The sequence below is a fragment of the Streptomyces pyxinicus genome (genome assembly GCF_024753135.1).
In the GTDB taxonomy this organism is placed as follows: Bacteria; Actinomycetota; Actinomycetes; order Streptomycetales; family Streptomycetaceae; genus Streptomyces; species Streptomyces pyxinicus.
In genome coordinates this window covers 47,476-69,921 of the sequence record NZ_JANUGP010000015.1, presented here as the reverse complement: position 1 = coordinate 69,921, position 22,446 = coordinate 47,476, and the positions used below count along the sequence as shown (strand labels likewise).

The 22,446-nt window shown below is 75.4% G+C and carries 2 protein-coding genes; both read left to right on the top strand.

The window, feature by feature from the left end:
- Positions 1 to 46 precede the first annotated feature (46 nt).
- On the top strand, positions 47 to 4,192 hold the full coding sequence (gene eccCa, locus NX794_RS20245) for a type VII secretion protein EccCa (protein ID WP_258780007.1): 4,146 nt from the start codon (positions 47 to 49) through the stop codon (positions 4,190 to 4,192).
- A 58-nt stretch (positions 4,193 to 4,250) separates the two neighbouring features.
- Positions 4,251 to 22,367, top strand: a complete 18,117-nt coding sequence (locus tag NX794_RS20240; RefSeq protein WP_258780006.1) for a hypothetical protein — start codon at positions 4,251 to 4,253, stop codon at positions 22,365 to 22,367.
- Positions 22,368 to 22,446: the final 79 nt, after the last annotated feature.

The following is a 22,446-nucleotide window of genomic DNA, read 5'->3' as shown; positions in this document are numbered from 1 at the left end:
CACCCGCACCCCGCTCCGTCCGACGACAGCCCGCTAGGCAGCCACCGTGAGTCGAATCCCCTTCCACCGTCCCGTCCGGATGACGCCGCCCCCCGCCCCGCAGGGCGGAACGACGCTGGCCGCCCCGCCCCAGCGCCCCCAGCCGCAGGGCGCGGCGAGCTGGCTCATGCTCCTGCTCCCGCTGCTCTCCAGCGTCAGCATGGCGGCGTACATGGTCGCCTACGGGCGGGCCTGGATGATCCTGCTCGGCCTGGCCTTCGTCGTGGTCTCCGTCGGCATCACCATCGGCGTGCGGATGCAACTGCGCGGCAGCCGCCGCCGCAACCAGTTCCGCCAGCGCGACCGGTACATGGAATACCTCGCGGGGATACGCAAGCAGGCCCTGCACACGCGCGCCGAGCAGCGCGCCGCCGACGCCTGGCGCCACCCGCACCCCGACCGGCTCTGGGCGCTCGCCACGCGCCGCCGCCGGGTCTGGGAACGCCGCCCCGGCGACGACGACTTCCTGCGCCTGCGCGCGGGCACCGGCACCGTGCCGCCCCTCGCCCCGCTGCGCCTGCACGAGCAGAGCGACCCCACCGTCGAACTCGACACCACGTGCCGCCACGCCGCCGCCGAACTCGTCGAACAGCACTCCGCCGTCGAGGACCAGGCGGCCTGGCTCGACCTCGGCAACTCCGGCGTCGTCAGCGTCCTCGGCCCCCGTGCCAAGGGCCGCGAACTCGCCCAGGCCCTGCTGCTCCAGCTCTCCACGCTGCACGCCCCGGACGACGTGCGGGTCGCCGTCGTCACCGGCGGTCACGCCGCCTGGGACTGGGCCAAGTGGCTGCCGCACGCCCAGCCCGCCGAGCAGGAGGGCCGCCCGCGCGAGCAGGAGATCGTGCCGATGCTCGCCGACGACCTCACCGGCCTGCACGACCACCTCCGCGCCCTCCTCGACCAGGCGCTCCTCGCCCGCGCCGAGCGTGCCAACAGGCTGCTCACCCAGCGCGGCGCCGCCGCCCGCCGGCACCTCGTCGTCTTCCTCGACGACTACGAGCCCGAAGCCGCCTGGGCCCGCTCCCCGCTCCTGAACGACCTGCTCACCGAGGCCGGCCCCGACATCGGCCTGCACCTCGTCTGCCTCGTGGACGAGGAGCGTTCGGAGCCGGGCCGCGTCGACGTGCGTGCCCGTACCGACGCGCGTGGCGGCCTCGTCCTGGAGAGCCGCGACCCCGCCCTGCACGCGAGCGTCGAGAAGGCCACCGCCGACACCGTCGACCCCGGCGTCCTGGAGGCCGCGGCCCGGGCCCTGGCCCCGCTCCAGCTCTCCGGCGAACGCGAGCAGGTCCTCTCCGAGCACGTGTCGCTCTCCGGGATGCTCGGCATCGCCGACATCGCCTCCTTCGACCCGCGCGAGCGCCGCCACGCCCCCGACGACCGCGAACTGCTCAGCGTCCCCATCGGTGTCACCGGCACCGGCCAGCCCCTCGTCCTCGACCTCAAGGAATCGGCCCAGGGCGGCGTCGGACCGCACGGCCTCGTCGTCGGCGCCACCGGCTCCGGCAAGAGCGAACTGCTGCGCACCCTGGTCACCGGGCTCGCCCTCACCCACTCGCCCGAACACCTCGCCCTCGTCCTCGTGGACTTCAAGGGCGGCGCCACCTTCGCCGGGGTCACCGAACTCCCGCACGTCTCCGGCCTCATCACCAACCTCGCCGACGACCTCGCCCTCGTCGACCGGATGCGGCAGGCTCTCCAGGGCGAACAGCAGCGCCGTCAGCGGATGCTGCGCGAGGCGGGCAACGCCGACTCCGTGCGGGAGTACCAGCTGCGCCGCGAAGCCGGCGGCACCGACTCCGAGGGCCGCCCACTCGAACCTCTGCCGCACCTGCTCGTCGTCGTCGACGAGTTCGGCGAACTCCTCTCCCAGCGGCCCGACTTCATCGACCTCTTCGTGCAGATCGGCCGGGTCGGCCGCTCGCTGGGCATCCACCTGCTCCTCGCCACGCAGCGCCTGGAGGAGGGCCGCCTGCGCGGCCTCGAATCACACCTGTCCTACCGGATCGGCCTGCGCACCTTCAGCGCCGCCGAGTCCCGCGCCGTCCTCGGCACCCCCGACGCCTACAGCCTCCCCGCCATCCCCGGCTCCGCCTACCTCAAGGTCGACGAGACGGTCTACGAGCGCTTCCGCGTCGCCCACGTCTCCGCGCCCTACCACCGTCACGACCCCGAGGCACCCGCCGCCGCCCTCGCCCCGCTCCCCTTCGTCGTCCACGGCGAACTCGCACCGGCGGCCCCCCAGGAGGAGAAGCCGGACTGGGAGTGGACCGGCAAGGGCACCACGACCGAACTCGCCCTCGCCGTCGAGCGCCTGCTGGGCGAGGACACCCCCGGCCACCGGGTGTGGCTGCCGCCGCTGCCCGCGCACTTCGGCCTCCTGCCGCTGCTCGGCGAACCGGAGGAGGACCCCGAGCGCGGTCTGGTCGGGCCGCTGTGGCCGCTGCCGGGCACACTCAAGTTCCCCGCCGGCGTCATCGACGTACCGGCCCGCCAGGAACAGCGCCCCATCGGCATCGACCTCACCGGACGCCAGGGGCACATCGCCCTCGTCGGCGCCCCGCAGAGCGGGAAGTCCACCTTCCTGCGCACCGCGATGCTCAGCGCGATGCTCACCCACACCCCCGACGAAGTGCAGTTCTACGCCATCGACATGGGCGGCGGCACCCTCCACGGGCTCGCCGACGCCCCGCATGTCGCGGGCATCGCCGGACGCCGCGACGAGGAACGCGTGCGCCGGGTCCTCGCCGAGGTCGGCCGCCTCATCAGCGCCCGCGAGACGATGTTCCGTGAGCTGCGCATCCAGTCCGCCGCCGAGCTGCGCTCCCGCCGCCTCGCCGGCGACCTCCCGGAGGGCGTGCGGGGCGCCGACGTCGTCCTCGTCGTCGACAACTGGGCGGCCCTGCACGCCGCCGAGGACGACGCGGCCGCCGCGCTCACCGACATCGCCGCGCGTGGGCTCGGCGTCGGCGTCCACCTGTGGCTCACCGCCAACCGCTGGGCCGAGATACGCGTCGGACTGCGCGACAGCATCCCCGGCCGCCTCGAACTGCGCCTCAACGACCCCACCGAGTCCGAGATCAACCGCCAGGCCGCCCGCGGCATCGGACAGGGCCTGCCCGGACGCGGCATCCTGCCGCCCGGCCTCACCCACCACGTGGCACTTCCCCGCCTCGACGGTGTGGACTCGGCCGAAGGGCTCGCCGAGGCCGAGCGCGACCTCGTCGCCGCGATCGCCGCCGCCTGGAAGCGGCCGGCGGCCCCGGCGCTGCGCGTCCTGCCCCGCCGCGTCACCGTGCGCGAACTGGCCGCCGCCGCCCCCGCGTCCGCCGGCCGCTGGGAGGGCCACGGCCCCGGCCTGAGCGGACGCGAGGTGCCCATCGGGCTGCGCGAGTCCGACCTCACCCCGGTCGGCCTCGACCTCACCTCGGGCGCACCGCACTTCGTCGTCCTCGGCGACTCCGGCTCCGGCAAGACCGCCTTCCTGCGCGCCTGGATGCGCGGGCTCGCCGACCGCTACCCCGCGAAGGAGGCGCGCTTCATGGTCGTCGACTACCGGCACAGCCTGCTCGACGCCGTCCCGCCCGAGTACATCGGCGCGCGCGGCGGCAACGCCGACCTCGTCGCCGGCCAGGCCCAGGCTCTCGCCGAGACCCTGCGCAACCGGATGCCCCCGCCGGACATCACGGCCGCCGAACTCGCGGACCGCAGTTGGTGGCAGGGACCCGAGCTGTACCTCGTCGCGGACGACTACGACCTCGCCGCCGGAGGCATGGGGCAGGGACCGCTCGCCGCGCTCGCCCCGTTCATTCCGCAGGGCGAGGAACTGGGCTTCCACCTCGTCCTCGCCCGCCGGGTCGGCGGCGCCGGACGCGCCCTGCTCTCCGACTCCCTGCTGAGCAGGCTCAAGGAGAACGGCACCAGCGGCCTCGTCCTGTCCGGGGACCACCGCGAGGGCGTCCTCCTCGGCGACCAGCGCGCCCGGCGCGCCGACCCGGGACGCGGCATCCTCGTACGCCGCGACCACGAACCGACGGTCGTACAGATCGCCCTCGACGAACGCGACGAGGGCGGCGAAGCCGAACAGTCCGGGGACGTCGCCCGCCGAGACAGCGGCCTGCCCCCGCACGAAACCGTCGTCACCCGCTCCTGACCACCCGCTCGCTCCCCCCACCCGAACCCCCAGCAGTACGCCCAAGGAGGGCGTTCCTATGGCTTCCGCGGATTCCGTGCTCAACACGATCAAGATCGAGGACATCTACGCCCTGGGCAACGCCTGGATCAAGCTCGGGGACGAACTCCACGAGCGCCGGGTCGCGGTCGACTCGGACGTGGCGGGCATGGAGTGGACGGGGGCGGCGGGCGACGCGGCCCGGCGCGCCTGGTCGGACGCGACCGCCAAGAACCTGGACGATGCGATCGAGACCGCCTGGACCATCGGCCAGACGATCAACCGGTACGCGGACAAGCTCCACGAGGCGGCCGCGGAGTACGCGAAGAAGCTCAACGCGATGATGTGGGCGGACATCCTCGGCGCCCTCCTCAGCGCGGTGTTCTTCTACCTCGGGCCGCTCCTCGAAAGCGTGCTCGCCATGATCGGACAGCTCATCGCCCGGCTCATCCCGGTCATCGCCTCGATGGCGGGCCGGCTCGGCCCGGTCGGCAGCGCCGTCGTCGGCTCGGTCGGCGGCGCCGTGATCGGCTCCGCCTCCGGCCTCGCCTTCGACCTGGGCGTCGGCGCGGCGGGTGCCGGGATCGCGCACACGGACTACGACATCGACTGGGGCTCCGAGGCGCTGACCCTCGGCATCGGCGGCGGCTTCGGCGCGGTCGCCGGCGGCCTCGGCGGCTACCACGGGGTGCCGAAGCCCGGCTCGCCCGGCGGCATACCGAAGGGGAGTCCGCCGGTGAAGACCCCGCCGGTCCCCAAGACCGACCACACGGGTGGCTTCACCACGGCCCCCGGCGGCGGCAAGGACAGCTCCTTCACCCACGCGCCCGCGCAGAGCAGGCGCGGCGGCAACGACTCCGTGCCGAGCGGCTCCGGAAAGGCCGTGCCGCCGGTCAGGGGCGGTGTCTCCGCCAACGACTCCACGCCCACGAGCAGCGGCCCGGCCACCGGCAACCGCACGCACGACGTCGGGATGCCCCCGCCCCCCGTGTCGCGCCGCGAGGACTCCGGAAACCAGCGCACCACGGGAGCACCCGCCCCGTTCACCACCAGGACCGAGTCCGAGAAAGCCTCGTACTCCCCGGGCGACCGCTCGGGCGGCGACGGCGCGCGCTCCACGCCCCCACCGGTCACGACCCCCCGGCAGGGCAAGCCGGACGGGGCGGCTGCCGGGGGCACCCCGCCACGCCCCGCCCCGGGCGACCGCGTCACCGAACACCCGCTCCCGGGCGGCGACGGCTCCGGCGCGGGCGGCCGCGACCAGGGCTCGCGCACCGTGCCGCCGCCCACGCCGGAACAGGGCAGGCCGCAGTCCGCACCCCCGGCCCGCGAGCCGGGCAAGCCGGCGCCCGGCCTCCCCGGCGGCGACCGCACGCAGCACGAGGGCACACGCGGCGACGCCCCCGTCTCCAAGCCGCCGGTCAGGGACCAGGTGCCGGGTACGACTACGCCGCCGACGGAGCCTGTCGGGCCGACGCCGGGCGGCGGACGTCCGGGGAGCGACGGCACGTCGCGGACGCCCGTACGCGGCGATTCGGTGACACCGCCGCCCGCCCGCGACCCGGGCTCGCATTCCACCCCGGTGACGCACGGCGACACGCCCCCGCCCGCGCGCGGTGAGCGTGGCGAGGGCGACGGCCCGCTGCCGGGCACCGGCGGGCGCGGCGGGGACACGCACGCCATCGTGCCGCCGCCCGCGTCCGAGCGCCCCGGCAACCGCCCCGGCGGGTCGAGCGGCCACGGCGACGACACGAGCCGCGTCACCCAACGCCCGCCCACGGGCGGCCACTCCGAGCGCACCGACGACCAGGGCGTCCCGATGCCGCCCAGGCACGGCGACCCGGCCGAGGGCGTGCGCACGGGCGGCGGCTCGGACCACGTCACGCAGCCCCCGGCCAACCGAGGCGGCGACCACGGGGTGACGGGCGACCCGGCGCGCCAGTCCGGCGGCGCCGATCGTCCGGGTTCCTCCGCACCGGGCGGCGGCCCCCGTGCCACGGACGACGCGGGTTCGCGCGACGGTTCGCCGCGTGCTTCCCGCCCGGCGCCGGGCGACCAGCCCGCCACGCCTCAACCCGCGCGCCGTCCCGACTCGGACGGGCGGACGCAGCAGTCTTCGGCAGGCGAGCGGTCCGTCCCCGGCACGTCCCGTACCGGTGACGGCCATGAGACGCACTCGGCTCCGCCGGCCCGTGGCGACCGGCGTGGGCCGGGCGCGGACGGCGGCGGCGCGAAGAGGACCGGCACCGAGGGCGAGAGCCGCGTGGGCAAGCCCATGGCGGATTCGGACGGCACCGGACGCGCTCCGTTGCGGGAGAGCCCCGGGTGGAGTCAGCGGCGTGTGGACCGGATGTGGCGGGACGCCCAGGACAGCGGTCTGCCGGAGGGCAGGACGCGTGCGCTGTACGACGACTGGGTGGACGCCCGTATCTCCGGGGACAAGACGGCAGAGAACCGAGCCGCTTCCGCCTGGGCCGACGCCCTGGGCGACGCACGCCGCGAGCAGCAGCTGAACGGCATGCGCGACCAGCGGATTCCCAGGACCCCAGGGCACGACGACACCTCCTCGTCGGTGCTCCCGAAGCCCGCCGACGGCCGGGGGACCGGTGGCGGCACCCGCGAGGGCGCCGCTCCGGATGGCTCGCGCTCGGGTGGCTCGCGCGAGGCGGGCGCGGGCCGGGGGAGCGGCGGCGACGGTTCGCGCACCACGCGTACCGGTTTCGGCGACGGCGAGGACGGTGGCCACGAGAGCCGTACCGGTCGGGACGGCGACGGTGCGAGCCGCGTGGGCGAGCCGGGCTCGCGGGAGGAGGGCCTCGGCGCCTCTCCCCTCCGGGAGAGCCCTGGGTGGAACCGTCACCGCCTGGACGCGATGTGGGAGGACGCCCGGGGCAGCGGGCTGCCGGCGGCCAAGACCCGGGAGCTGCACGACGACTGGGTGCGGGCGCGGGCCACCGGTGACTCCGCGGCCGAGCGCAGGGCGGCCTCGGCCTGGTTCGATGCCGTCGGCGACGCGCGCCGCGAACAGCAGCACGACGACCAGCGCGTGACCGGCTCCCGGACGCGGGACGACACCTCCTCGTCGGTGGGCCCGAAGCCCGCCGACGGTCTGGGGACCGGTGGCGGTACCCGCGAGGGCGCCGCTCCCGGTGGCTCGCGCTCGGGTGGCTCGCGCGAGGCGGGCGCGGGCCGGGGGAGCGGTGGCGACGGTTCGCGCACCACGCGTACCGGTTTCGGCGACGGCGAGGACGACGCGCGCGGCGGCAAGGACGGCGGGCACGGGGACCGGACCGGGCGTGACGGCCGCTGGGACGACGACGCCCGCGACCGGCGCACGGAGCGGGGCGGCGAGGACCAGGACGAGCACGGCGACGGCTCATGGCGATTCACGGGCGACGACGGCCTCGTGCCCGAACGGTCCGGCGACGTCCGGGTGACGTTCGCGGAACCCGAGCGCTCGTCCGTCCCGGACTGGCTGGACTCGCTCAACAACCGGAAGCGCGACGACCTGTGGGACGAGATACACGGGAACAAGGGCGCGGACACGCAGCCCCCTCCCGCTCCGGCCCACGAGCGCGGTCCCGCCCCGGCCCGGGGGAACGAGTCCCCCGACGTGGCCCCGCCCGCCCGGGACCACGACGACACGTCGTCCGTCCCGGTGCCGAGGAACAGCGGCGACAGCACCCCGGCGCCCGCCCCCCGTCCGGTCAAGGACCCGTCGGCGGCCCCGTCCGGACCCGAAGTCCACGAGGGCGTGCTGCGGGAGCAGGGGACCCTGGACGACAGCCAGGGCCGCCACCCCCGCCACCGCGACGACGGGCACGAGCCCGTCGCCCGGAAGAACCCCGCTTCGCCGGATGAGTGGGGCAGGGCGATGGAGCGGTACGCACGGGGCCAGGGCCTCGACGCGCACGAGGCCGCCCGCTTCGGTTCCGCCTACCGCGAGGCGCGGACGCACACCGACGAGGCGGCGTGGAGCCGTGTGGAGGAAGGCCTGTCGCAACGGCTCCTGGACCGGCAGATCGCGCAGCGGGTGGCGAACCGTACCCCGGCGGAGTGGGGTGATCTCGTCCGGCGTTACGCCGAGAGTCATGGCATGACGCCGAAGGAGGCCGCCGGCTGGGCGAAGCAGGCGGAGCGGGCGTGGGGCCCGGGCGGGGACGTCGCTCGTTTCCGTGAGCGTTTCGATCAGCGCGTCGAGGAGATCGGGGCGAAGCGGCAGGAGGGCGTGGCGGGGGAGACGTCGCGTCCGGTGGGGGACGAGCCGAAGGCACCGGCTCCCGCCGAGGGGGCTCCGGCGCCTGCCGAGGACGCCCCCGCGTCGCGGCCGGTGAAGAAGGAGGACGTGTCGGCGCCGCCGTCCGGGCACGACGTCTACGAAGGGGTCCTGCGGGATCAGGGCATCCTGAAGGACGACCAGGGTGTCCACGGACATACCCGCGACCGCGTCCACGAGGAGAAGACCCCCGTCTCGGAGCCGGAGAAGGCCCCCGTCGCCGAGCCGGTGCGGAAGCCCGTCGCCGACGAGGGGCAGCGTGAGCGGATCGCGGAGCTGTCGCCGGACGCCTGGGGCAGGGCGATGGAGCGGTACGCGCGTGGGCAGGGTCTCGACGCGAAGGAGGCGGCGCGCTTCGGCTCCGCTTATCGCGAGGCGCGTATGGAGGGCGACGAGTCGGGGTGGAGGCGCGTCGAGGACGGCGTGGCGAGTCGTCTGCTGGACCGGGCCATCGACAGCCGGGTGGCCAACCGCACTCCTGGGGAGTGGGGTGATCTCGTCCGGCGGTACGGCGAGAGCCATGGCATGACGTCGAAGGAGGCCGCCGGCTGGGCCAAGCACGCCGAGCGGGCATGGAGTCCCGGCGGTGACGTGTCCCGTTTCCGCGAGCGCTTCCAGCAGCGCGTCGAGGAGGTCGCGGCGGCGAGGACCACTGACGAGGAGACGCGCACGCCGCCCCCCGCGACGAGGACCGGGAAGGACGCGGGTACGCGAGCCACCGCCGTGCCGGTGAAGGACGGGGAGCGGGCCGCCCCCGCCTCCGACCCCGCCGCCTCCCACGAGCAGCGGCCCCGAAAGGGCGAATCCACACGCGACACGGCATCGAAGGAAGCCTCTCCCCGCGACACCACCGCCGCGGACGAGCGCACCACGGCGCGGACGACCTCCGACGAGACGCGAACCCCCTCCGGGGACATGCCGACGCGGGGCCCGGACGATGTGGCGTCCATGGAGGGTGAACCGAAGCGCGAAGTGGGCGATTCGATCCCTGCCGGGATCAGGTCGACGTCCGAGGCGGACGGTTCGGCTCCCGCCGTGGCCAAGCCCGCACCCGAGACGGACGAACCCGCTGCGGGGACCGTCGCGCCCGCCCCTGCCGCTCCCGCGACGACCGCGCCCGCCCGGCCCACCTCCGACCCGGCGAAGGAGCGTCCGGCGACGGACGAGCCGACACCCGCGAAGGCGAATCCCAGCCCGGCCACGCGCCGGCCGGCGCCCGCCTCTGCCGAGTCCGTTCCGGCAACGAGTGAGCCGAACCCGGCGCATACACGTCCCACTTCCGTCACCGGTGAGCCGACGTCCGCGCATACACGGCCCACTTCCGTCACCGGTGAGCCGACGCCCGCGAACGCCGAGCCCGTCGGCGCGCCCGACTCCGCGCCCGCCAGGCTCGCCCCCACCACGGACGAGCCGGTCCCCGCGCCCGTCGCGCCCACGGCGCACACGCCCGCGCAGACGCCCTCCGCGCGGGTCGTCGGCGACGACAGCGAGGAGCCGGTGCGTCTCGTACCACATGCTCCCGGGCAGTCCTCCGCCTCCGGCCGGCCGCCTCAGATCATCGAGAGGTGGCTGGAGAGTTCGGGCACTGCGCGTCGTTCCGAACCCTTGCGGTCGGTGGACCGCGCGGTGCGCCGGCTCGCCGAGGGCTGGGGCGGGGCGGACGAGGCCGCATTGCGTAATCGTGTGACGCGTGAGATCGAGTCGTGGCAGGGGACCAAGAGCGGCAAGAGTTCCCGCGACGACGCGATCAGTCGTCTCAAGAGGGCGATCGGGCAGCGGGCGGCGGAGTCGGCGGCCGCGACGGCCATGCCCGCGCCCGCTCAAGGCCGTCGGCCACGTGATCTGGGGCGGGCCAGCGCCCTGCCGCTGTTGCCGGTGCCCGGGCACCGGGTCGAGGTCGAGGGCTTCGCTCCGGCGCGCGGCTTCGAGGCCGAGGTCCACCTCATGCGCGTGGCCGTGCCCCACCATGTGGACGACCGGTCGTTCGACACACTGGTGAGTGTCAACGGCCTGCTCGACATCACCATCGACCACGTGGGTCAGCACGCCGTCCTGGAGATCGTCTCGCGCCCGACGCGTTCCCTGGTACACGGCGAGGACGACGGGCGCGCCGAGCCGGAGGCGGTGGAGACCGCTTTCCGGGACGCTCTGTACCGGATCGCGAACGCGGCCCCCACCATCGCCTTCTCGAAGATTTTCCCCAAGTCACACGGTTACACGGTCGACATGGACGCGGACGGGCTGTCGCTCCAGGAGCACCCTTCCGCACAGATGCTGGTGCATCACACGGTGGCCGTACCGGTCGCCGGCTATCCGGAGTTGCTGAGGCACGTGCTGGAGCACATGCGTGCGGCGGCCGGTGCCGAGCTGAAGGCCGCGCACAAGGACGGCCACCAGGCGCTCGTCCGCGGTGAGGCGGGCGGGCAGCGCTTCCTGGACTGGCTGAGGGCGAACCCCGAGTACGGAGCGAATGTCCCGGCGTCCGACCTGCCGGACCTCGTGGGCGCTCTCACTTTGGGTTATGTGCAGGCGGCGGCTGCTTTCCGGGGCCGCCGCCCGGGGAGCCACGCCAAGGACTGGGCCGCTGCGACCTCGCGCGATTCGCTCGGCGCTGTCCGCGCCTCGCTCGGTGTGGCGCCGCGCGCGTTCCTGGAGGATCAGGCGGATGTCCTGGCGCGGGAGATGGCCGGTGCCCTGGACCTCTACGGTGATCCCCTGGCGCAGCCGCTGCGGAAACTCGGGCCCGAGGATCCGCCCACGCTCGGGGAGTACCTGGACAACCTGCTCCGGGAGCGGCCCACACGCGCCGTCAGGCAGTACGAGGCGCTGGAGGTCCGCTCCGACTTCGACGAGCTGGACAGCAACCCCGACCACAAGGGGAAAGCGCGTATCGTGCCGGCGGTCGTGCGGGTGGAGGTGCGTTCGTACGCGCCGGCCGACTCACGCGACGACGACGTCATCGCCCAGTCGGCCACGCTCGCGAAGGTGTCGTTGGAGACCTACAACGAGGCGCGTGCGCGGCGCGACCTGCCGCCGGTGGGCGGCCCCGTCCTTCACTCCGCGCCCCCCGCGCCCGTACTCGACCGGCCGCGCGGGGCCGGCTTCGAGTCTCCGCGCCCCGGATCCGCACCGTCCTCCGTGCCGTCGTCCGCCACGGAGCTGCCCCCGGCGCTCGCCGCGCTCGCCGCTGCTCTGCCCGGCATGAGCGCGCGGGAGCGTTCCGCGCGGGTCGCGGCCCTCGCACCGGGCGAGCGCGCCCGACTCGTCGCCGATTCCTCGCTCGTGCGGCAGCTGCGCGGGACGCTGGGCGACGACGCGTTCCGGCAGCTGGCCGCCGAATGGCTGGTCGTGGTGCCCGACGGCGTCCACGACCCGGTGGAGGCGCGCGCCGAGGCGCAGCGCCTGGTCGAGGAGATGACCGCCGACGCCGATGTGGCCGAGGCCCTGCTCACCACAGGCCGCCAGCTCCTCGTCGTACCCCGGGTCGTCCCGTTCACCGACCTCGACGCCTTCCACGGACTCCACGGCACCCCCGGCCGCTCGCTGACCACGGCGCGCGGCGGCTACGCCCGCGGGCGCGCGGGCGTGCCCGAGGAGAACCTGCTCGGCGAGCCCGCCACGGTCCACGGCGCGGGCACGTACGCGGACGGCTACTCCAGCGCACGCCACGAGTGGGCACACGCCGTCGAGTCCGTCCTGGACGCGGCCGACCGGCAGTGGATCAAGGAGGTCTACGACGCCAAGCGCGCCGCACAAGCCGCGGGCGAGTCCGTCCACTGGCCCGACGGCGCCTTCCCCAACTACTCCTCCTCTGACCCGCACGAGTACTTCGCCCAGCTCACCACCGCCTACCACGCGGCCAACGCCGGAATCGACGAACTCTCCGGATCCCGCCGCAACAACGGCGCCGACTGGGTCGAACAGCACGACCCCGCGCTCCTGCCCCTCCTCCAGCGCGTCTACGGCCCCGGACGCCCCGCCGCACGCGACGGCCTCGACAACCCGCTCACCCTCACCGCCTTCCGTGCCTTCTGGGCCCGCGTGGAGGAGGCGTCGGCGCCGGCGCCCGCCCCCGTCGCCCCTGTCGCCTCCGCCGACGAGCCCCACCCCCTCGTGCCGCGCACCGCTCCCGGGAGCACGGTGCGGCACCTCGCCCCGCCCGCGGGGGACGGCTCCGCCGCGCGGGCCGCCATCGATCCCCGCATGGCCGGCGTGCTGCGGCGCGCCTTCGGCGCAGGCATCGAGGGAAGCGGCCAGTTCCTGCCCCTCTACACCGCGCTGCACACACTCGTCGGCGCCCACCAGGCCACCCCGCGCTTCACCGGCACTCCCTTCGACTTCGACACGGTCGCCCGGCGCGTCCTGCGCGTGGACCCGGGGGAGCGGATCGGCCCGCAGCGGCGCATGGAGGCGTTGCAGACGGTCTCCAGCGCCTCCCGGGCAGGGTGGACGGGAGACCTGCCCTCGCTCGTCGCCTACCGCGTGGGGCGCTTGGGGGCCCTCGGGCCCGGCTCGGTGCTCACCGACGCCCACGGCGGCTTCCTCGGCCGCAACCTCACCAGGCGCCCGGGGCTCACGCTGGACGCGGGCCGCGTCCTCGCGCCGGGGGACGACGGCCTCCTGTACGCCGCTCCCGGCCCCTGGACCGGGACCCGCCCGCACGTGGTCGTCGCCGAGCGCGACGACGCGAGCGGCGGCGTCCTGGTGGCACTCGGCAACGGCGGCACGATCCCGCTCGACGAGGACGAGTTCGCCGCGCTCATCGCCGCCGACCCGTGGCGCGACCCCGACGCCGCCGTCGTGGTGGGCGTCGTGCCCCGCACCGGCGACACCTCGGAGGTCCTGACCCGGCTCGTCGCGGACGCGGCCCGGACGCGCGCGTGGGGCGTCACCCGCCCCTACCGGCTCCAGCCCGGCGCCGACGGGGTCCGCTTCTTCGCCTTCCCACCGGTCGCGGACGACGAGACCGTCCCCGTCGGCCTCTGGGTCCCCGGCGACCCCGGACTCGTCCCCGCAGCCGGCCCGACGATCCAGGCCAGCGACGGCACGACGTTCACCGACGAGGACGTGCGCTCGTACCCGATCGTCACCTCGGACGGCCGCGAGCTGACCGGCCGCGCGCACCCCGACGAGGGCGACGTCGCCCGCCGCGAGGAGGCGCTGCGCCAGGTCTCCGACATGCTCTACTACTACGACGACCTGGAGGCCATCCCCGGCCTCACGCGCGGCGCCTCGGGCCCCTTGCTTCTGCTGCCGCGCGGCCTCGGCGGCGCGTATGTGTCCATCGGGCACGGCGAACGCGGCCGCATCGTCCTGCCCCGCCGCAGCACCGACGCCAACCACGCTGTCCCGCCGCGCGAACTCGGCGGCGTGCTCGCGCGCCGGCCCAGCGTCCAACGCCTCGCGCCGGACGTTCCGCTGTGGCTCCTGTGGTGCGAGATCGCCATGGTGCGGCCGGGCGCCGACCCGCTCGTGCGCCCGGCGGCGGCGCAGGAGGTCGCCAACCAGACCGGGCACCCCGTGCTCGCCTCGGACGCCCCCGTCGCCATCGAGGAGGCGCACGACGGGAACCCCGCGCGCGTCGTCAAGGTCGACAACCCGGCACGGCCCCGGTACCGGTGGTACCAGTTCCTGCCCGAGCCGGACGGGCGGCGTCTCGGCGCGCTCGCGGACCTCGCCGGGCTCCCGGCCGACACGGCGCGGCGCACCACCCGCGTCCTGCGCTGGGTGCGCGCGCTGCGTCTCGCCCACGGCTTCGACATCGACACGCACCCCGAGCGCCAGGAGGAATTCCATGCCCTCCTCGCCGGTTTCGGCGCCCTGGAGCGGCAGCGCCTGTGGCAGGGGGCCGAACCGCTCACCTGGCACGAACTCGAAGACCTCACGCACGCCTCGGCGCGGCAGTCCGGCATCGAGCCCGGCCCGGTGACCGCCGGGACGCTGCACGGGATGCTCTACGCCGCGGGCGCCGGCACGCTGCGCCTGCCCGCCCCGCGCCAGGGCGGCGAGGTCCGGCAGGCACCCCCGGTCCCCGAGCGCGCGGCCTCGGGCTCCTCCGACGTCCTGCTCGCCCCGCCCACGCCCCCGGCCCCGACGCGGGAAGCACCGGCGGGCAGCGACCGTGTCGCCGACATCGTGCGCATGTTCGAGGAGATGAGCCGCCGGGCCGAGGAACACGAGGCAGCGGAGACCCGCTCCGCGCCGGAAGCGGGGACCCGCTCCGCGCCGGAAGAGGAGAGGAGCGCCGGGACGGAGACGGCGCCTTCGGACGAGGCGGCCCCCGAGACGGTGCCGGTCACCCGCGCACCGGTCCCGGCGGCCGAGCGTGCCGTGCCCCTTCCGGCGGACGAGCACCCTGTCGCCGTGCGGGAGGACCCCGCCGACCCGGAGGCCCACGTGCGCGCGACGCAGGACGCCCACCTGGAGGAGTGGGGTCTCGAGCGCGTGAACACCCTGTCCGGCGGCGACACGCTGGCGAACGTGCTGATCGCCGTGGCCCCGGCCGAGACGGCAGCGCTCGTGGAAGACCAACCGCTCGCCACTCCGAGCCAGTTGCGGACTGAGCTCGCGCAGAAGCTCGCCGCAGACCTCGCCCGGCCCGAGGCACAGCGCACGCTCGGGCTGCCCGCCGACAGCCCCTCGCCCGGCGTCCCGCTGCTCCCCGAGGCCGAGCCGGACGACCTCGTCGCCGGGGTCCGGTCGGGCGATGGGGCCGTCGCCTCCGAGTGGCTGACGCTCGCGGTGGCCGCTCCCGTGCTCGGGCTCCGCCTCACCGTCCTCCTGTCGGACGGCCGGACCTGGACGGTCGGCCCCCGCGAAGGGCGCGAGGCCGTGCTGCTGCAGACCCCGCCCGACAACCCCCTCACCGCGCTGTGGTCCGCCACACAAGCGACGGATGCCGCCCGCGGCACGGCCCGGACGACCCCACCCCCGCCCGCCGTGCGCCCCGCCGCGACGACGGCGCCCCCGCCCGCGCGGACGGTGCCGGAGACCTTCTTCGGCACCGAGACCCGCCCGGTGCCCGAGAGCCGGCGCCCGGCCCGGACCACGCCCGCCCCGCACCCGGCGGAGACCGCCCCGGCCCCGCGCACCACGCCGCTCGACCCCCGTACCGAAGAGGAGACCCCGGCCCGGACCGGCACCACGCCGGAAACCGGGACGGTCGTCCCGGCACGGGAGGAGACCACGCCCAGGGAGACCGGGACCGGTGTTCCGCCCAGCGAGGCGGCGTCCACCGCGGAGACGGAGACCGTCGTGGGCCCCCGGGAGGAGGTCACGACTCGCGAGACCGGTGTTCCGCCCCACGAGGAAGGCACCACCAGGGAGACGGAAACCCTGCTCCCGCCCCGCGAAGAGGTCACCACGACGGAGACCACCGAGCCGCCCGTCACCACGGAGACCCGCGAGACCACCGAAACGCTGCCCGCCTTCTCGCCGTACATCCAGGCCTACGGCACGCGCCACGACGGTTCTGTGGGCTTCGTGGCATGGGAACTGCCCTCCGCCGAGGTGCTGGACGGCCTGCGCGCGCAGATCATGACCGCGTTGCGGATCGAGCCCGGCAGCACGCGGGAGGAGGTCCGCACCAGCCTGGACGAGGCGCTGGGCTCCGCCGAGATCGCCGAGAACCTTCCGCAGGTCCGTGGCCGCCGCGGGCACCGCCTCACGGTGCGCGTCGGGGACGTCGCACACACCGTGGACGTACGGCTGCGCCTCACCGCGCCGAGCCCCGACCTGCGCACCGGCATCACCCGGAACCTGCCGCACACCCGGCGCCTGGAGCGGCAGAGCGAGGGCGTCCAGGCCCTCACCTCGACGCAGGGCTCCGGCACCTCTCGCACCTTCACGCTGCCCCACGTCATGCTGCCCGAGCCGCTGAGGGGCCCGGTGCGCTGGGTCGCCGTCACGGTGGCGCCGAGCGTGACCCTGCGCCAGCGCACGCTCAACGTCGGCCTCAGCGAGAGCCTGTCGGTCAAGGTCCTCCAGCGCGCGGGCGACGACGCGGGCGCCGTGCGCTTCGACGCCGTCTGGCAGGTCCGCGTGGACGCCGGCGCGGACAACGCCGAGGGCTGGGGCGAGGAACGCGTCCACGGCCCGATGTACCTCTGGTTCCCGGGTAACCGGATCGGCGCGGAGGGCACAGCGGTGACGCTGCCGCGCGCCGCCGGGCTCGACACCTTCCCGCTGTGGGGCGTCGAGGACGTGCTCGACACCGATCTGCGCCCGGCGCAGGTCCTCGGCCACCCGGAGCTTCCCGGGCTGCGCGACCTCGGCGAGGGGTCACGCCAGGCCCTGGAGGACTTCCTCGACGAGCAGCTGAACCGGGGCTCGCTGCACCTCCAGCGTGACCGGGGCGTCATGTCCCCGCTCCTCACCGACGACCGGGGCACGGCCCTGGGCCTCGTCCGCGTGCGCGCCGTCGTCACGCCCGGTGAGCCGTCCGCCCGGACGGCCGATGGGGACAAGTCCCTCGAAATCCGGTTCACGCACAGCACGGGTACCGACCGCACGGCGCGCGTCGTCAGCGGCGCGGGACTCAACGTCAACGTGGCCCCCGGCTTCACCGCCAGCACGGCGGCCGGGCACCCTGGCGCGGCCGACCGCTGGGGCGGCCGGGTGTACGGCAGGTTCCTGGGCTCCTGGCAGTCGGGCGACACGCTCACCACCGGCTCCAAGGCCGGGCTGATGCACGGGTTCACCACGAACCGCGGTCAGTTGCTGACCCCGGCCGCCGTCACCTACGAGTTCACCTTCCTGCGCGCGGGCGGCGGGATGCAGGGCCCCGTCCGCGTCGAACGCGGCGAGGAGAGCGTCCGGCTCCGGCTGCTGCCGCAGGACACCGCCGCGGGAGCCGCCCCCGCGGACGAGGAACTGCGCGCTCTGCCACCGCACCTCGACAGCCTCGCCGCCATCGGCTACACGGCCGTGCCGCTCACCCTCGACGGCGTGGACGAGATCTTCGACCGCGCCGAGAGGCGGCTGCGGGAGCTCCACTACCTGCCGCCGCTGGAACACCGGGGGTGGGAGGGACAACTCCAGGCGCGGCGCGCCCGTGCCCAGCTGGCCAACCTCCAGCGCTTCGAGCAACTGCGTTCCGCGATCGGCCGCGCCGCCGCGCTGCCGGACGGCGTCGAGGGCGGGCGGCCGCTGTGGCTCGAACTGCCCACGAGGACCGGCACCACCCGCGCCGAACTGCGCCTGACCGTCACCCGGGACCGCGTACCACGCGCCGGGGAGACGGGGGCGCCGGCCGCCCGTCACGAGCTGCGGCTGCCGGAAGTCGGCACGACCACGACCGGCTCGCACGAGGCGCGCGGCACCCGCGAGCGCTCCAGCGTGCTCGGCACCGGCGCCGGATTCGGCGGCGGTCCCCGCCAGCCGGCGGGCAACTGGGCGGTGGACTACGGCGTCGACGGCGTCCTGAACCGCACGTGGACCCGTTCCGCCACCGCCGGCTCCACCGTGGCGACCGAGCAGATCCTGGTCAACTCGAAAGACGGCACGGAGGTCTTCGCCGTGCCCGCCCGCGTCGCGCTCGACCTCTACGAGGGCACGTCGCCGGAGCCGGTGGCCCGCTTCGCCGAGCCCCCCGCGCCGCCGCGCCCCGCGACGGGGACACCGCCCTTCGAGGGGGTCGTCATCGATACGGAGACCGAGGAGGACACGCCGGGCCTCGACGTCCCGCCGGGCACGGAGACCATCCGGCTCGGCGACCTCCCGCCGCGCCCGGACACGGCGCCGGGCACGGGAACCACCCGCGCGGACGACACCGAGGGCACCGGCACCACCCGCACAGAAGGTACAGACGACACCGAAGACACCCGCACCGAAGGCACCGAGGAGACCGCGCGCGAGCGTGCCGGCACCGAGGAAGCGGTCGTCCCCCGGCCGCTCCAGGCCCCGCCGGGCACCGCGCCCGCGACCGTCCGCCTCGCCGTCTCGTACCACCGCACGGAGCCGGGCGCCCCCCGGGCCCCGGAGACCGGCACCGGTACGGAGGCCCCGGCCGGACCGCGCGAGGTGCCGGAGGTGCCCGCGTACACGATCCGCGCGCCGCGCACCGGTCCCGGACAGGACAGCGACCGCACCCGGCTCGGCCTCGTCGACGCCGACGGCAATCCGCTGCCCGGCGTCACCCGGCTTCCCGACGACGCCACCGCCGACGTCTTCCGGGGCTCCGAGGCGATCCAGGAGGCGCTGCGCCTCGTCGCCGCGGGGACGTACCCCGGGCGGCCCGACCCCGGCACCTTCGGCCACGTGGCCGGTGCCCTCGCGCGCGGGGCCGCCGCCCTGCCGTTCGTCTCGTCGGCCGGCGCGCACCTCGCCGGCCAGGACCCGCGCGACCGGGGCGCCTTCGCCAACGAGAGTGCCTACCAGCAGCTCCGCGTCGCGAGCCTCCTCGCACGCGCCCACCAGATCCTCAACGGCGTCTACACCGCCGAGGGGATCGTCCTGCCCGGGCTCGGCGCCGACCGGCACCTCGCCGTGGACGTCAGGGGCTACCTCCACCACCCGACGGTGCAGGCCACGTTCCCCGTCTCGGGCCGGAATGACGTCAACGCGACGGACCTCGCGGCCACGCGGCGCACCCGGGGCAGCGCCGTCACCGGCAATTTCGAGCTGACCGCTCAGCGCGGCGCCGCCCGCCCGACCCCGCAGGGCACGGTGGCCCGGATCATCCAGGGCAACCTGGGCGGCACGTTCTCGCGCACGCACCGCGGCGAGCACTTCGACGACGTCGCGGCGACCAGCGCCACCATCCGCGGCGCCAAGGAAGGAGCCGGCCAGCACCTCGTCACGGCGGACCTCACGCTGCTGCTCACCGTCCGGCGCGGCACGGCCAACGTCCTGGGCAACGCCGTCGGCCTCGGCGGCGCGGAGGACATCACGCTCGCCATCGACGTACCGCGCGCAGTCCAGTTCCGGCTCTCCCCGACGCAACTCCTGCGTGAGGCACGCTGGTTCGCCGGAATCGAGGGAGTGGCCGTCCCGGCTGCCCCGTCGGAGACGGTGCCGCTGCCCGACGACTTCGCCCGCACCCGGGCCCCGGGCTTCGGTGCCGTCCTCGCCGTCACGCAACTCGACGACGCGATCACCCGCAGGCCGCGCCGCGACCGCCTGGGACGGGAAGCGATCCAGCTCGTGGAGCGCGTCGCCCCCGGCGTCACCCGGCCCGGCCACATCGCGCACCTGCCGGGCGTCGCCTCCCGCATCGCGGACCTCACCGCCCCGCCGGGACTGCGCGCCCTCGTGGCGCGCGGCTCCGTCAGCCTGTGGTTCCGCTACGGGGCCCGGGCCGACGCCCAGCTCGTCGAACTGACGCTGCACGCCGAGACCGAGGCCCAGACCCCGGCCCTGCGCCGCGTCCAGGGGCGTCCCGGCGCGCAGAAGACGGGCATCGAGCAGCAGTCCACGCACGCGCCCGGGAACAGGATCGAGAGCGACACCGTCTCGCGCGTCGTCACGGGCCTGCTCGACCTCGGGCTGCGCGCCCCGCGTGTGCGCTCGACCGGCTACACGGACCGCTGGTCGGCGCTGCCCTCCGCGAGCCGCAGCCACGCGCTGACCCGGCGCTCCGACCGCACCGCCGACGAGCGCTTCTGGCAGCGCACCGACAGCGTCGCGGACTTCGACCGTGTCGGCTACCGCCTCACCGCCTCGGTGCGCACCGCCCTCATCCCGTCGGACGTGTTCGACCTGCTCGGCGGTCTCCTCGGCCGGGCGCTGACGGCGGTGGCGAACCGGGGCGAGAACTCCGTGCCCCGGGCCGCCCTGGACGGCCTCCTCCGCGGGGTGCCCGCCCAGGAGGTCACCGTCCCGGCCGACGTGGCACTGCGTTTCGCGGCGGCGGACACCCTCGCCCACGCCACCGGGGAACGGACGGCGGAGGCCACCGCCGAGTGGACCCCGCTGCGCCCGCGCGTGAGCGAGGAGGACCCGCGCCTGGCGCCGGCCGACGAGGAGAGGGCGGAGGACGAACGCCCCTTGCGGGTCCATCCCCGCTTCGTGCCCACCGGCACCACCCCGCTCAGCCACTTCAACGCCTTCCCGGAACTGGCCGAGGCGATCCGCGCCGTCTCGCCCGGCGTCGCGGGGCACTGGGGCCTGACGGCCGACAGCAACCCGGACGCGGCCGACGCGCGCCTGACCGAACTCGCCCATGCCGGACGCGGCGCGGCGCTTACCGCGCCGGGCACGGCCGCCGGCCTCCATCCCCGGATGCCCGGCAGCTGGCCCGTCCTGAGCGAGAACGGCTCACGCGTCTCGCTCCAGGTGAGCCTCTACGCCCCGCGCCCCTTCGCGCCGGGCACCTCGGACATCGCCGCGGACAGCGCCAGGACGCGCACGCGGGTCAACGTGAGCACCGCGAGCAGCAGCCAGGGCCTCGAACTCGGCCAGCGCTTCGCGTTCAGCGCCACCCGGCGCAACCATTACGTGACGGGCGGCGGCCAGCCCCTGCTCTCGGGGCAGCCCGTCACCCGGGGCACCGACAGCAACGTGACCACCGGCGCCCAGCACCGCGTACAGACCGGCACCGCCTCCGGCGGCGACACCTACACGCACCTCGCGCACGCCGACGTGGTCGTCACCGTCAGCGGACCGGAGGGCGTGCGCTACGTGACGGGGAGCGTCACCGTGCGGGCCGGGGAACGCGACCTGCTCGGCTACGGCGTCATCACCACGCCGTCCCAGCCCTGGGCGTACGACATGGCCGCGCTACTGCGCGAACGGCGTCCCGCGCCCGCGGACCCCGGCGAGGCGGGCGTCGCCCCGGCGCACGACGCGGCCGATCCCCGCGCCTGGAGCCGCGAACCGGCCACCGAACTGCCGCGCGTGCTCGCCTCCGGCCTCTCCCCGGAACCGGACGACGTGCAGCTGTGGGTGGATCTCGGCGACGACCCTGACGGCTCCGTCCTCGCCCATGCCCTCTACGTGGGTACCCGCGTCGCCGAGATCGCCCACCGCCGGGTGGAACTGGCCGTGCGCGATGCCACCGGGCTGCGGTTCTGGCCGCTCGACGCCGACGGTTCCCTCGCCGACGTCACCGTCACGACCCGGCCGGGCTGGGAGGAACTGCGCACGGCCGGCCGCACGTACACCGCCGAGACCGCTGCTGAGGCGACGGCCGTGGAGCAGCGGCAGCCCCTGGAAGCCCGGCTGGACGGCCTGAGCACGGCCGCCAGCGAGACCGCGGTCGAGAGCGAGCGGCTGCGGGTCCTCGCGGAGGAGGCGGAGACGCCGTACGAGGAGGCCCGGTCCACCGAGGCCGGTGTCCGCGACCGGCGCGGGGACGTGGCAGACCGGCTGAAACGGGCCGAGGAGGACATCCCCGCGCGCGAGGACCAGGTGAAGGAGGCCAAGCGCAAGCTCGACGCAGCGAAGGAGCACCTGGATCTGGCGCAGAAGGCCGCCGCCCCGGTCCCGGACGGCACGCCCGTCCCGGACGCCACGGTCCGCGCCCTGCGCGAGGCCGAGGACGCCCGGAGCGAGGCAGTGCGCGTACTCGGCACGAGGGAAGGCGCGCTGGAGACGGTGCGCGAAGACATCGACCGGCTCACCGAGGAGCTGGGCCACTTGGACGAGGAGCTGAAGGCGGCCGAAAAGGCCACGGAGACCAACTGGCTGACTCTCGCGAAGATCCAGAAGTCCCACCGCACCGCCGCCGAGAAGCACGAGAAAGCCGCGCGTGAACTCGGCGAGGTCACGGAGGAGGCGCACCGCCTGCGGGAGGCAGAGCAAGGGCACCACGCCCTGGCGCAGCAGACGTGGCAGAGGATGGCGGGCCTGGCCGGGCGCCTGAGCACCGACCGCTGCGCCGAGCTGACGGGCGGTTCCGGCTTCCCGCTGGACACCCTGACGCCGAGCCCCCGGGGGAGGTGAGCACGGCCCGCCCGGGGCGGGGACACACAAGGGCCCCGACGGGGATTCGCCCCCGCCGGGGCCCTTGCGATGACAGCCG

Excerpts from the sequence above, each read along its gene's own strand:
- NX794_RS20240 (WP_258780006.1), top strand. The coding sequence starts at position 4,251 with ATGGCTTCCGCGGATTCCGTGCTCAACACGATCAAGATCGAGGACATC.